General features: G+C 35.5%; 10 protein-coding genes. 4 read left to right on the top strand and 6 right to left on the bottom strand.

Annotated features, from left to right (window positions below; translation table 11 throughout):
* Positions 1 to 46: 46 nt before the first annotated feature.
* The gene (locus ND811_RS11160) at positions 47 to 1,825 is read right to left on the bottom strand and encodes a UbiD family decarboxylase (RefSeq protein ID WP_265352041.1); all 1,779 of its coding nucleotides are present in this window, start codon (positions 1,823 to 1,825) and stop codon (positions 47 to 49) included.
* Positions 1,826 to 1,878: 53 nt separating this feature from the next.
* Here ND811_RS11160 and ND811_RS11155 point away from each other — a divergent pair, with 53 nt between their 5' ends.
* Positions 1,879 to 3,420, top strand: coding sequence for a phosphatase domain-containing protein (locus tag ND811_RS11155; RefSeq protein ID WP_265352042.1), 1,542 nt, complete (start codon positions 1,879 to 1,881; stop codon positions 3,418 to 3,420).
* Positions 3,421 to 3,428: 8 nt separating this feature from the next.
* On the opposite strand, the gene ND811_RS11150 is transcribed toward ND811_RS11155, so the two are convergent.
* Positions 3,429 to 4,925, bottom strand: coding sequence for an LA_3751/LA_3752 family putative glycosyltransferase (locus ND811_RS11150; protein ID WP_265352043.1), 1,497 nt, complete (start codon positions 4,923 to 4,925; stop codon positions 3,429 to 3,431).
* Entirely contained in the window at positions 4,925 to 5,929 is a 1,005-nt protein-coding gene (locus ND811_RS11145; protein ID WP_265352044.1) for a glycosyltransferase family 2 protein, read from the bottom strand. Before ND811_RS11145 ends, ND811_RS11150 begins: the two co-directional genes overlap by 1 nt.
* Before the next feature lie 120 nt (positions 5,930 to 6,049).
* Here ND811_RS11145 and ND811_RS11140 point away from each other — a divergent pair, with 120 nt between their 5' ends.
* Positions 6,050 to 7,042 (top strand): glycosyltransferase family 2 protein, encoded by a 993-nt coding sequence (locus ND811_RS11140; RefSeq protein ID WP_265352045.1) that lies wholly within the window; start codon positions 6,050 to 6,052, stop codon positions 7,040 to 7,042.
* On the opposite strand, the gene ND811_RS11135 is transcribed toward ND811_RS11140, so the two are convergent.
* Positions 6,984 to 8,498, bottom strand: coding sequence for an ArnT family glycosyltransferase (locus tag ND811_RS11135; protein ID WP_265352046.1), 1,515 nt, complete (start codon positions 8,496 to 8,498; stop codon positions 6,984 to 6,986). The two genes, ND811_RS11140 and ND811_RS11135, sit on opposite strands and share 59 nt — an antisense overlap.
* Before the next feature lie 197 nt (positions 8,499 to 8,695).
* Here ND811_RS11135 and ND811_RS11130 point away from each other — a divergent pair, with 197 nt between their 5' ends.
* Together ND811_RS11130 and ND811_RS11125 are read left to right on the top strand one after the other, a co-directional pair.
* Entirely contained in the window at positions 8,696 to 9,145 is a 450-nt protein-coding gene (locus tag ND811_RS11130) for a hypothetical protein (protein WP_265352047.1), read from the top strand.
* On the top strand, positions 9,142 to 10,434 hold the full coding sequence (locus ND811_RS11125) for a hypothetical protein (RefSeq protein WP_265352048.1): 1,293 nt from the start codon (positions 9,142 to 9,144) through the stop codon (positions 10,432 to 10,434). Before ND811_RS11130 ends, ND811_RS11125 begins: the two co-directional genes overlap by 4 nt.
* Positions 10,435 to 10,456: 22 nt before the next feature.
* Here ND811_RS11125 and ND811_RS11120 read toward each other — a convergent pair whose 3' ends face one another.
* Both ND811_RS11120 and ND811_RS11115 read right to left on the bottom strand, forming a co-directional pair.
* Entirely contained in the window at positions 10,457 to 12,070 is a 1,614-nt protein-coding gene (locus ND811_RS11120) for an LA_3751/LA_3752 family putative glycosyltransferase (protein WP_265352049.1), read from the bottom strand.
* Positions 12,067 to 13,599, bottom strand: a complete 1,533-nt coding sequence (locus ND811_RS11115) for an LA_3751/LA_3752 family putative glycosyltransferase (protein WP_265352050.1) — start codon at positions 13,597 to 13,599, stop codon at positions 12,067 to 12,069. Before ND811_RS11115 ends, ND811_RS11120 begins: the two co-directional genes overlap by 4 nt.
* Position 13,600: the final 1 nt, after the last annotated feature.

The following is a 13,600-nucleotide window of genomic DNA, read 5'->3' as shown; positions in this document are numbered from 1 at the left end:
CTTTCTTTCTATTAACTTTTTTATTTGATACGAGAAAAACTAATCTTTAGTTCCCTATCGTATCAATGATCTTTCCAAACTTTTTATCTACTTGTGTTACCGTATCGGGGAGAGGTAGAAGAACTTCTGGAATCCAGGGTTTCATCCGACAATCAAAAACAATCGGAACTTCGTAAGCAATATGGTTCCCTTTGGTCTCTGTTCTTGCATAAACATCTGATGCTGGTTCCATTCTTGTAAACATAGTCCAAATAAAATCAGAATCAGTTTTTACCGCATCCTCAGAATCATCCACAAGAAATACATAATGAAAACGGCCGAGGTCTTCTTCTAACAAACGATTTGCCAATTGGTCATTGGCAGTGAAAGCTGAACCCTCCACCACTAGAACTCCTGGTAAAAAAACTTTTGGTTTTGTGAAACGTTTGTCTTTTAGATTTCCTGTAAACTCTCTTGGAAGATTGGGAAACTTGATCGGTGCATTGGCTTCGGTGATCCCCATCCATAAAAGTTTACTACCTTTGTTTACCGTCCCACTCGTATAATCAAGTGTATCTTGGCTGATATGACTAAAGATAAAAAAATCAGTTTTTGGATCCGATCGTTCGGTAATGACCTTAAAAGTTTCGGAAAAGTTTTTTAGGTTCACTCGTTCATTTGTCACAAGTAAACATTTAGTAAGTGACAGTTGTCCTTCGCCAAGAATTCGAAGGGCTCCCATAAAAGCCTCTCGGAAATACCGTTCTTTGACAACGGCTGCCGCAAGGGAATGCACTCCTGATTCTTCGTAAGCCCAAACACCTAGCACTTGTGGCATCACGAGTGGGAACATGGGAGAAAGTAAATCTTGTAAAAACTCAGCGATATAATGATCCTCTTGGGGAGGTCTTCCCACAACTGTCGCAGCCCAAATGGCATCCTTTCTATGTAAAATATGTTTTAGGTCTAAGTAAGGATAGTCGTGTAACAACGAATAGTATCCATAATGGTCACCGAAAGGGCCTTCCGTTTTTCTTGCGTAAGGCGGAATGGTTCCAATGAGAGCAAAATCAGCATCGGCAACAATAGGATAAGGAGAAACCGTTTTGTCTTTTTTCATTTTGAGTTTTTCTCCCATAAGAAAAGAAGCAAAAACAAGTTCGGGAATTTCTTCGGGAAGCGGAGCTACCGCCGCAATGGTCAGTGCAGGTGGCCCACCAATGTACACATGAGCCGGTAAGGACTCACCCTTTTTTTCTGCCTCGTAATAATGAAACCCCCCGCCGCGGTGGATTTGGATATGCATTCCGACGGTTTTGTCCCCAAAAAGTTGCACCCGGTACATTCCTAGATTTCCATTACCCGATTCTGGATGCTCAGTATAAACAAGTGGGAGGGTAACAAAAGCACCTCCATCCTTGGGCCATGAAACGACTTGGGGTAACTCATTAGTAGAGAGAACGCTTCCAGAAAGAACTGGGGCCCTTCTCACTTGTTTTAAACCCACTTGGAAAGGCAATAGACCTAGAGAACGTTCCTTCCAAAGTTTGGAAAATCTAGGCGGAAATATCTCTTTGGCGAGTTTGGCAAGCCTTTGGATGGTGGCGACAGGTTTTGGGCCAAAGGCAAGATGGATTCGTTTTTCGGATCCGTAGAGATTGGTGGCTACGGGAAACTTGGTCCCTTTGACATTGGTAAAAAGAAGGGCTGGACCTTTTTTTGCTACCACTCTTCTCTGGATCTCTGCCAGCTCCAGATAAGGGTCCACAGGATCAGAAATCACATGGAGTTCTCCCTCTGCTTGCAAAAGTCGGACAAAATCATTGGTGGATCGTAGTGAAACCATAAAAAGGAATGGACGGCTCCTCGTTTTCTTAAACTCTTAAGGGCATAAATTCTATGTCCCAAGAACCAAATACTACACAACCAATCATTACCGATATCAAAAGAATTGCTGTCTGCGGCGGATCTTTAGGAAGAGAGAGGCGCTCTTATGTGCGAGGCCAAGTGGTGGATGTAGGGATTACAGATCTCATGAAGGCGGAAGGTCTTTGGGATTTGATGACAGGACTTTTTATTGGAGAAGAAACAAAAATCACACCATTCTTAGACTTTTCATTGGCTCCTGTGAGAAAACCTGTTTTAAAATTAGAAGTTTATGATGCGGCTGGGAACAAAATTTACACCTCAGGAAAAATTAAGGCGGACGAAGATGGTTTTTTTTCCTGCGAAATCCGCGATAAACTCCCAGTTGGATTTCATGACTTCCAGGTCATACTCGAAGGTCTTGATAGTTTTCGTCAATATTCCAAAGACTTGGCTCATTTAAACGCCACAGAAGATTCCATTTTAGGAAAAACAACCATTGTTGGAAAAGGAAAACTCCGAATCCTTGCCGAAGACTACAAAGGGATGGTGGTGACTTCCGACATTGACCAAACCTATCTTGCCACAGACATCCATTCGGGTAAAGGAAAGTTCACAGCTTTATTCGAAACACCTAACCAAAAACAAGCGTTACCTGGAATGCCGGAACTTTATAGAGAACTTCGCAGTTCTTTGTCAAATGCCCCACTTGCCTTTATCTCTGCCAGCCCTCATTTTTTTCGTAGGACCATGCTTGCCACCATTGCTAAAGACGGAATCCAAATTGAATCCCTACATTTAAAATATCTGGAAGGAACCATTAAAGGCGTTTTTGATAAGGTACTCGGAACCATCTTTAACCCAATCGAGTTTTTACAAAATGGCTTTAAACCAGCTTGGTCACGCACTAAAAAATTCTTAGGTGCATCTTACCAAAGTTTATTTGACCAAATGTCCTACAAACTCTCCATCTTACTCTATGACAGGGTGTATCTTCCCACAGAAGCCAAAGAAATTCTACTCGGTGACAATACAGAATCTGATTATATGATTTTTACTCTTTACCAAATCATTTGTATGGGTAAACTCACCGGAGATGAACTAGAAGAATATTTGTATAAACTAAATTTCCTTGGTCGCGATGCCATCACAAGAGACGCCGCCAAAAAGATCCGATTACTTTCCGAAGAAATTCATCGCATTCACGGAACCATAAATCAGGTCACAATCAGTCTCATCAACCGAACCAGTCACGGCCCCAGTGAAAGCGAAATGAGAGAGAAAGTAAAGGAGGCACTTCCCGTGGGAATGTATGAATCCGTTTTCGGGACCAAACAAGCATTCTACGGAACTGAGGGCGCGTTGGGAATGGCAATGATTCTAGAGAGCGAAGGATACGTAAATCTGGAGCAGATTTTAGTGATTGTGGCGGGAATGATCGGAAAAGTGTTGGAAGGAAAACTTGTAGATGAGGGATTTTTATTAAAATTACTAGATGACCTAACTTTACCTAAGTCAGCAGAAGTTGCCAGAAGCAAACTAAAAGAAGGTCTGATCACAGCCTTCCAATCCTGACAAATGTGTTATTTGATACTACATAATGCAGAAAACAAAGATATTTTTTTCAGGTAAACTGGGGAAAATTGACAACCTGAATTTTCAGAAATCTTTTTCCAAAATGGATCTTCTTGGCTTGCCAATTTTGCAGAAGGAAGGAGTAAAAACCGAACCCGTTTCCCTTTCATTGCACTACCGAAACCATTGAGAATTTCACTTGGGTTTCCATAAAAAATTGGACTTCGAACATGCATAATTCCTAATGCATTGGCAATGGTTGGGTCTTCAACAATATAATATTCTGAGGGATCTTCCATAAGTTTGTTTACTAAGTCTTCGATTTGAACAGAAATTTTTTTCATTTCTTTCCAAACCTTAAAGTTAATATAAACAGAATACGAAAACGAAACGAAAAGCAAAACGAGTAAAAAGTATTTTTTTAATCCGACTAACCTCCTCCATTTAAAATGAAAGAGTAGTAGAATGGGAAAAATGCTAAAACTTGAGTAATACCTAGTTCCCCAATCAATATTAGAATCGTTCGGTGAAAAGAAAGTTATTAGAATGATTAAGAGGACCCAAAGATAAAACAGGTTTCTTCCTATTGATTTTTTTCTCTCTAGACTTAAAAAAATATATAAAACAGAAAGAATGAAAAGCCAAGGGGAATAACCAAAAAAGCCAAGCCTTCCATTACCTCCAAGAAGGAGACTCTTCCACTTTAAAAATACATCCATTTCTAAGCGAAAGATTCCGACTCTATTGTTATCGAACCTAGGTCCAAGAATAGATTGATAAACCAAATAGTTAGAAACAACAAAAAGAACTACGATTGTGGAAATTACAAAAATTCTTTCCAGGTGCCAATGATTTTCTTTTAATGCCCTCCCATTTTTATAGAGAGATAACAAATGTATTGATATCAAAAGTAAATATAGTAACAAAATTTCAGTTCTTAAAAACAATGCTAAAAGACCGAAAACAAAAGAAACCGCAGTGATGAGATGAAAATTAGATTTTTTAAATGAAGTTACCAAAAAACAACTAAGGAAAAAAGAAGCAAAGGCAATATCAGAAAATGAAAGAAAATGTTGCAAAAGTGGTGTAAAAAAAAGAACCACAACAAAGGACCAATAACTTTTTGTTATACGGTAAATAAAACAAGAATATAACCAAAAAAGAATAGCACCCAAATACACGATCCCATCTAACCAATGTAACTTTACCAGAGGTGTGATCAACACCGTATTTAAAAAAGGGAAAGGTGCAATTAAACTTCCATTTTTATTTACCTGTAATTGGTAGGATTCTTTAAAATAAAAGAATTTATAATCAGGGTCGATACTTTTCCCGGGATAATGGATCCCCTGTTCCTCAAATCCATTGTCGATCCAAAAAATGGACTGTAAAACTTTTGTTAAACTATCACTAACAAAACTATGGCTCGGCCGAGTAAAACTGGTAATAGTTAGCGTTATCGCTAAAAAAACAAACGGTAGAGCTATTCGGAAAATTCGATTCATCAAGAAAGTTTTTTAGATTTTTCGGTTAAGGACGAACCTTTTACAAATTCGACCACATACAGAGGACGCCCTTTAGACTCTTCAAAAATGCGAGCAATGTACTCCCCTAAAATTCCTATGGAAATGAGAATGGAACCACCGATCAAACATATCAGAGTGACAATGGTGGCCCAACCGGGGTTGTAAACAATTGGCATTTCTAAAATAAAGTGTTGGAATGCTCGAAACAAAGCATAAAAACCCACAGCAAATCCTATCAGTGCCACGATGATTCCAAGTCCTAAACTAAAACGTAATGGTAAGGGTGAAAAAGATACCGCAGCATTCATTGCGAGTTTTAGCATTTTTTTCAAAGGATATTTAGTTTCTCCTGCAACCCTTGGGTCACGTTTGTAAAATACAGGAGTTTGCGGGAAACCAATCCAAGCATTCATTCCTCGAAGGAAACGATGGTTTTCTCTTAAACCATTGAGAGCATTCAAACACCTTCTTGAAATTAGGCGAAAATCACCAGAATCCAAAGGTAAATCTTTATGAACTAAAACTTTCATTATTCGATAAAATGCCCAGGCCGTTGTTTTCTTAAAAAAAGATTCACCAGATCTGGCTAAACGCTGACCATAAACAACATCATAGCCTTCTCTATATTTTGCGAGCATGTCTAGAATCACTTCTGGTGGATCCTGCAAATCGGCATCCATTACAACAACCGCATCCCCTTTCGCATAATCCATTCCAGCTGTCACAGCTAACTGATGTCCAAAATTTCTGGAAAGGCTAATCACCTGAATTTGCGGATCTGTTTCGGCCCAAGATACTAACTGAAAGATTGTTCTGTCTGAACTACCATCGTTGACAAAGATGACTTCCACCTTTGTGGGCAAAATTTTGATTAATTCATCTAATCTTTCTTTTAGAAAAGGGAGTGAGGACTCTTCATTATAACAAGGAATAATAATAGACAATAATTTTGGGTTTTTTCTTGGAACTAGATAGTAATGCATAAGATATATTGAATCAAAATAAATTTACGGACACTAAAAGGAAATAAACGAAATGACCACAAAAAAACCAGTAAAAAAAGTTGCCTTACTCATATTTTGAAGGATCGTTGACAAGAAACAATGAATCGTCAACTCAAGAAGATCTCTATTATCACTCCTTTTTACAACGAAGAATCAGGAGCGGACGAGTTCTTTGAAAGAATTGTTCCTCACCTACTATCCTTAAAAACTAATTACGAAATTATTTGTGTAAACGATGGAAGCAGGGACAAAACCATCGAGAAACTAGTTTTTCATCATAAAAAAAATCCCAATATAAAGGTTGTAGACTTTTCTAGAAACTTTGGAAAGGAAGCAGCTGTTTCGGCAGGTTTGGAATATGCCACCGGCGATGTGGTGATCCCGATTGACTCTGATTTACAAGACCCACCGGAACTCATTCCTACCCTCATTGAAAAATGGAAAGATGGTTACGATGTAGTCACAGCCAAAAGGTCTAGCCGACAAGGAGAATCTTTTTTAAAAAAATTTACGGCAAAACATTTTTACAGAGTCATTCGTTACATGAGCGAAGTAGAAATTCCTGTCGATGTAGGGGACTTTCGGCTCATGGATAAAAAAGTAGTCGAAGCCCTTTCTAAGATGAAGGAAAAAAACCGTTTTCTAAAAGGAATGTTCGCTTGGGTAGGATTCAAACAGATTGATGTGGAATATGAAAGACATGCTAGGTTCAAAGGTTCCTCAAAGTGGAATTACTGGAAACTTTGGAACTTCGCTTTGGATGGAATTTTAATGTTTAGCACCATGCCGCTAAAAATATGGAGTTATTTTGGATTTTTTGTATCCTTTAGTGCTTTTCTATATTTAATCTATCGAATCATTCGTGTCATTTTCAAAGGTGTAGATGTCCCAGGTTACGATTCTACTCTTGTCATTATACTCTTCCTTGGCGGAATCCAACTCATTGGTATTGGCGTCCTTGGGGAATACATTGCTAGAATCTTTATCGAAGTGAAAGGACGCCCCATTTATATCGCAAAAGAAACAATTGGATTTATGGAGAAAACTTCCCGTTCTTCAAATAAACGTGGCAATTCGGGAAATAAGTCTTAAAATACTGATATTCCTTTCGAATATATTCATAATAAAAAACGAGTAGATCTTCATTCCAAGAAGAATCATAATTCCCTATCTGATTTTGAAAAACGTCCAAGTCACAGAATAAAATTAACCCAGGTTTGTTATCTTTTACCTTCTGTTTAATTTCTTCATTGTCGATAAACATAGCCTTAGCGTTCGTTTTGTCTGTAAAATTACCAGGTTGTATAACACGGTTTATAGGTATTTGTTTATACAAAGAATAAATTCCATGAGTCCCTTTTGCTACAAATACTGGGCGAGGATCCACTTTCTTATTTTCTAAATCAACATAAATTTCTTTTGCAATATCTGGATAAACTTTAGAAAGTTTAATCACTCTTTTACGAACAACTACAGCCACAGGAATTAAAAATAATATTACAATGATTACGACTAGTTCCCGTTTGTATTTTGGAAAAAAATTGTAATTTATGAAACGTAAAAGAAAGGATGATCCAATCACTGTTGGTATCATCATTGGAAGATAATAATGTTCAAAAAAATATCCTGTCCAGGTGGCAGCAAGGAAAGCAGTCAAAGTCCAGAAAAAACTTATCAATAGAATTTTTGGAACTCTCCTTTTCCAAAGATATAAAATAAATGTTCCAACCTGAACGCAAACAAGAATCGCCAGTATTGGATAAGTTTTTAATGATAATATTTTTTCAAGAAAGGTTACTTTTTTCGCGTAATTAGAAAAAAGAATTTTGTGAGTTTCTAAAAAAGAATCCCCAAGCCCAGCAGAAAAAATCCAAGCGGTACTGATTAAAAATGGCAATATAGCAAGGGAATAAAAAAGCCCGTATCCAAAAAAAGACTTTGGATTCTTGAAAATTTTCCTTCTATGAATGTAGAGGTGAAGAAAATAAAAACCTAAAATATCAAATGCTGTGTTGTATTTAATTATGAATGCAAAACCAAAAGCTAAGGGACTTAGAAATCGATATTGTTTTTTTCCGTAAAATAAGAACCATACTCCGACCGTTTCAAGACATAGATAAAATAATTCCGTGTTTCCTGAAAGACCGTTGAGAAAATAACTAAAAAGAATTAAAAAACCAAAACCTGTTCCAAAGGCAAAAGAACGATTTGTTTTTCTTAAAAGAAGCCAAATAATAAAAGCTGAAGAAACAACCACAAGTAACGTAGAAACACGGATTGCAAAAATGGAAAATCCTAAAAGACCGTGAATGATTGCGTAAACTAAATATATGCCAATCGGTTTGATATCCCACAAATCGCGAAAGGGAAGTTTCCCTTGTAACCATCCCTCTCCTATCAAAGAATAGGTGATCTCATCCCAATCAATTGCGGTATAACCAAAGGATGGATATCTTAAAAAAAAGGCCAACAAAATGAAAAGCAAGAATACGAACCCGCTACCAATCGGACCAGAGGAAAATAAAAAGGAAGGGAATATTTTTTTCATGAAATTTATCGAATTAAAAGTAATGCAGGTTAACTCATAAAGAATAAAATTTTAGCCTTTTTAGTCAAGCGATTCTAATCAAACGAAAGGTCCCCTAAAAAAAACAAAAGGTTTGTCTATCAAAGTAGAAATATCTTTTCAGTTTTTAATCAAAAAGAAAGATTGGTTTATCTTTCCCGTTCAAATTGGGACTCCATATGAAAGAAAAAACGAAGAAATTTTTAACGATTGCCCTTAGTATATATTTAATATTATTATCGTTTCAAATATGGGGAGATCTAACAAAACAAATACGATCCACAAAAAAAAGTTTGGATTCAATGAAACAACTTGTCCAAGCTTATCCGCACATGTTTTATCCAAATCATTTTCAAGATATCACAACTCTCTCAATAAAATTTAGAGAACTACAAGGCAATGAAGAATTATATTACATTGATAATCAAGTTTTTCAATTTGATGTTTTACAAATGGCAGCAGCGCCCACTAGCCTAAATTCATTTGAGATGAAACTACCCAAGTCTGGACACATAGTCATCGCAAATCCCGATTCAAAAATTGAAAATAAAAATGCTCAACTTTTCCAAAATTGTAAACCAAACATAACCGGTGAATTCTACTCTATCTGCTTTTGGGAGAAACAATGACTAATTTATTGATCCTAGTACTTTTAACGAACTTGGCATCTTTTATCATGCTTGGGTTTTTTCCTGAATATTACACAGGACTATTATACTTTCTTGTAATCATATTTATTTTTGGGGTTTTACATATCCTTCACCAATCAAAAAAGTATAAATTCAAAAAACAAGATTTTGTTTCGATCTTTGCCAATTTTTTACTTTTTATGTTGATTGGCTATATAACAGAAATTCGCTTAAGTTTAAATCCCTTCGGAATGTTGGATGCATATGCTATGTGGATTGGAAAAGGTCGAATGTTAGCCCTCTCCATTTTGGATGGAAATCCCATACCTCTCTGGAACCAATATTGGAGAATGCCAAATTATCCACTGGGAATACCTCTACTCCATGCAGACTTATCCCTTGTTTTTTCCAGTGTAAACAGTTTCCTGATTACAGCCAAAATTCCTAACTATCTATATCTGGCTCTATTGTATTTATTTTTCACAGATAGGTTACTAGAGATAAAGAATCCATCTATAAGATGGGGTTTTATCATTCTTACTGGAACTTTTTTATTCCACCCCAACTATTTACTTGTGGTATCTGATTTATGTGCAGACTTTCCAGTCTCCGTGACATTTGCGATTGCTACCTATTATTTAATAGAAAGAGATAAAAAAAAATCGCAAGTTTTGTTATTTTTATCTCTTTCATTACTTACTAATTTAAAAAGTGAAGCCTTGTTAATCACAATCGTCATTTTAGTTTTTTTCTTTTTCTTAAGCTATATAGAAAGACGAATTACAAAACAATTTCTAATCCTAGGTCTTTTTCTATTGGTTGCATTTGGTGCTCCCACTTGGTATTTACTAGCAAAAGGTAGCTTTTTATCTTCAGACTTTAAAGCAATCAACCAATCTTCTCCCGGAACAAATTTTATCCTAGAACGATTGCTAAATGGAAGTCTATGGTTGTTAGTAATAGATTTTTTTCTTAAATTTTATCTTTCACTCACAAAAGGCTTTCTTTTGACCCTACTCCTTCTTGTTCTATTTTGGGGAAGTTTGAATTTAAGGATCACTGTATTACTCTACCTAATCTCTATTTCTATTTACACAGGGATTTTTCTTCTAACCTCACTTGACCCGCAAGTACACTTAGAACAAGCTTTTGATCGAATTCATTTCCAACTATATTTAATACCGCTTGTCATCTTTTGGAAATTTACAAAAGATAATGAAGAAAAAATTTCAGAAAAGCTTCGCCTTATTTTGAATTACGCAAACAAATTAAGGGAACAATCTAAATGATCAAAAAAATAACTTCATTGTTTTATTTTTTTTCCCACAACATATACCGGTAACCCGCAGTGTTTGAGTCCGATGTTTTTTTATAATATTTTGATTCAATTTCGTATTTAGAATTTACCCATTCGTCATAAAACTCATCGGAAATATTATCATCTTTAGGTGGTTTAAAATCATAAACGAAAACCTGAAATTTGGGAATTCCCAGCTTAAACAATCGACTTTCCAAAATACTGAACTCACTTTGTTTATTTGCTATCAAATGAGGTTTTTTTAGAAAGGAATCAGAAATAAGTAGCAAATCGAAGGTACTTAAATGAATAACAGGGGCATCTGAATATTTAAGCCATTCCGACTGCAAAATTTCATGGTATTTTTTTACAAAGTCGATTGTTTTAAAATTTCGCTTAACATGGTAAAAGCCCAAAGCAATTTGTAATACAATTAATAAAAGTAACCACTGGCGTCTATCTGCACTTCCTTCATTAGCAAAGACTGAAATCACAAATATGGTAAGCAGCACATAAGAAAACTCTGTATATCGTAATCCAAGATACAATCCGCCTTGAGAATAAGGACTCAGGATTACAACCAAAAGCAGAGATAAAAGTCCAACCCAAAGCACTAGTTTCTGCGAATTTGATAAGCTTCCGCGATAAACCACAAAACCAATAAAAATAATCAATGGAAAACAGTAGGATACAAATCCAGTCCGAAAAGTATTGCCGAACATAAACTCTTTAAAAAAATACAATCTATCACTTATTTGCAATCGATGAAAGTCATTGAGACTTACCTTGCTTCTTACACCTAATATTTCACCAAACTCAATTAAGTTATACGCACCTAACAAAATTATAGCGATAGTAAGACCAAACAAAAGCAAAGAATATTTTTTAACTAGAAATAATAACCTAAAGCGGTTCAGTATCAAAACCATAAGACCCAATATTCCGATATAAATAGCAGATTCGGAACGAAGAAAAATCGATACAGCTCCGGCGAACCCGGCCAAAAATTCGACAACACCTGCTCTTTTTTTTGAACTTTCTAAGGACAACACTCCATAAAAAAAAGTTAATAAAAAAATATGAGAAGGAATACTTTCCGAGAACTCAATAGCGCTGGAAACACAATAACCAACTAAAAATAAAATGGATGCCAAATATAGATTTTCAACTTTACGAACATGAAAAACAGAACGAATAAAAAAAACGATACCTACCGTAAGTAAAAAATATAAAAGTAAAACTACTCCATTGAAGAGTCGGTAAGGCAATGGGAGAATGGAAAAAAACTGTGCAAAAAATGTTGGATATTGGAAAACACATTCTTTTGTGTCACCATCCTGACCAATGAAATAAACCCAAGGGTATCGGAAGGGATAAAATCGATATTCAGGGTCTATTTCATTATTTTTCGAATAACACTCGTGTTGTTTAAGCCCATTTTCCTTATATTGAATCGTTTGGTAAAGTTTGATCTGTGAATCAGATTGAATCAGTGGACTAATTCCAGAGTCCCAAGTAATTCTTTTATAGACAAAAAAAGATACTAATGCAAGTAACAGAATAACAAGAATTTGTTTTCGAGTTAAAAAATTTAAAAATTGAAATAACCAAACTTTTAATTGTTTCACTTTGGCCTTTCCAGCAAATATCCTTTGAAATGTGCAATCTTGTGTTCCGATTGAATAACATAGGCATTAGGATTTAGTTTAAAGTTTATATCGAACTTCTGTTTCCAGATTTTTTCAGGAAACTCATTATTTACGAGCTGGTTACCCTCCCACTCCAAATATAATATCTTTTTTTTCTGGTCTCGCAATATGGTTTCGACTTTTAACCAATCTTCATTGGAATAAATGGCTATCTGCGGATACTTCACATAACTAATACCAACAAGATAAGAAAGTGAAAGGCCTCTATGGACAATTAAATCCGGACTTAACTCATCAAATGTATTCATCACTTGATGGTATAATTTTGCAGAAGAAGTCCATTGTTTGATTGCTCGAGAATCAGACTTATAACAAAAATAAAGAAAAGGTAAAACCAAAAGATAATACTTCAATTTTGAATTCTGATTTCCAAAAGTTAGAAAAACACCAATCATAAGTAGATATATTCCACTTTCAAAGTAACGCATTCCAAATATATCCACCCCAGCACGATAAGGAGAAATAATGGGAAGCATTAAAAGAAAAACTAAACCTGCGGTTAAAAAGGCGAACATTCTTTTATCTTTTTTTAATCCAAAACAAATGAATCCTAAAAACAAAATGGGGTAACCTCTAAATATTCCAATCTTAAATTGGTTTCCCCAAAGATCTGCTATCCATTCCCCAAGTAGATTGCGTGAAAATTGCCCATTTTCCATATCCATCATCGTATTCAAACCACGCATTCCTAAATAGTGGCCATAAACGGATTGATTCCAAATGGAAAAAATAGCCATAAGTAATACACTTAAGAAAACATAAGGAGAAAAACTTTTAAGGAGACCGACTTTGTCTTTTTCATACAGAAAAGAAATACTTAAATAGAGTATTAGAGCGATTGTTGATTCTGGCCTAAGCTGAAAATTGAATACGATTGATACGGCTAATAAAAGCCCAAATCTAAATTGTTTTTTCTCAATAAACAAATGATAAGAAAGAATCGAAGCTAAAAAAAAGAAGTTCGTGATGGTAAGCTCAGAATAGTCAAGTGAGGATAAAAAAATCGGAGTTAAACACTGAATCATAACTACAGACAATAAAACTCTAATTCCTTCAGGATCAATTCGAGAAATGATATGATCCAATAGGAGAAAATTTAAAAAGAAAAAAAGAATGGGGAAAAAAGAGATCCATTTTAAAGAAATCCCAATCAAAAGAATCTTTTGAAGCCATGTGAAAAGAACAGGATATTGAAAAACACAGCGTCCATCCTTCAACTCAAATGCCCAAGGATAACCAAAGGGAAGCATCGACTGAGTAAAACCCAAATCCTTTGCAGGAAAAAAACACTCTTCGGCCTTACCACCATTTTGACTATGAATCAATTGATAGTATTTTATCTCAGGATCACTAGATATGAATACAGAACTCTCATTCCACTTCCAACGATAGAAGAATGGGATTAATCCAATTAGGAGATATATACCAAGTCTCTTGGAAAACTTCATT

It is taken from the genome of Leptospira soteropolitanensis, assembly GCF_026151655.1.
Lineage (GTDB): Bacteria > Spirochaetota > Leptospiria > Leptospirales > Leptospiraceae > Leptospira_A > Leptospira_A soteropolitanensis.
This window is presented reverse-complemented; position numbering and strand designations above follow the sequence as displayed.

Bases quoted from the DNA above. Each gene is read 5' to 3' on its own strand.
- ND811_RS11125 (WP_265352048.1), top strand. From the start codon at position 9,142: ATGACTAATTTATTGATCCTAGTACTTTTAACGAACTTGGCATCTTTT.
- ND811_RS11140 (WP_265352045.1), top strand. From the start codon at position 6,050: ATGAATCGTCAACTCAAGAAGATCTCTATTATCACTCCTTTTTACAAC.
- ND811_RS11155 (WP_265352042.1), top strand. From the start codon at position 1,879: ATGTCCCAAGAACCAAATACTACACAACCAATCATTACCGATATCAAA.
- ND811_RS11160 (WP_265352041.1), bottom strand. From the start codon at position 1,825: ATGGTTTCACTACGATCCACCAATGATTTTGTCCGACTTTTGCAAGCA.
- ND811_RS11130 (WP_265352047.1), top strand. From the start codon at position 8,696: ATGAAAGAAAAAACGAAGAAATTTTTAACGATTGCCCTTAGTATATAT.
- ND811_RS11145 (WP_265352044.1), bottom strand. From the start codon at position 5,929: ATGCATTACTATCTAGTTCCAAGAAAAAACCCAAAATTATTGTCTATT.
- ND811_RS11135 (WP_265352046.1), bottom strand. From the start codon at position 8,498: ATGAAAAAAATATTCCCTTCCTTTTTATTTTCCTCTGGTCCGATTGGT.
- ND811_RS11150 (WP_265352043.1), bottom strand. From the start codon at position 4,925: ATGAATCGAATTTTCCGAATAGCTCTACCGTTTGTTTTTTTAGCGATA.
- ND811_RS11115 (WP_265352050.1), bottom strand. From the start codon at position 13,599: ATGAAGTTTTCCAAGAGACTTGGTATATATCTCCTAATTGGATTAATC.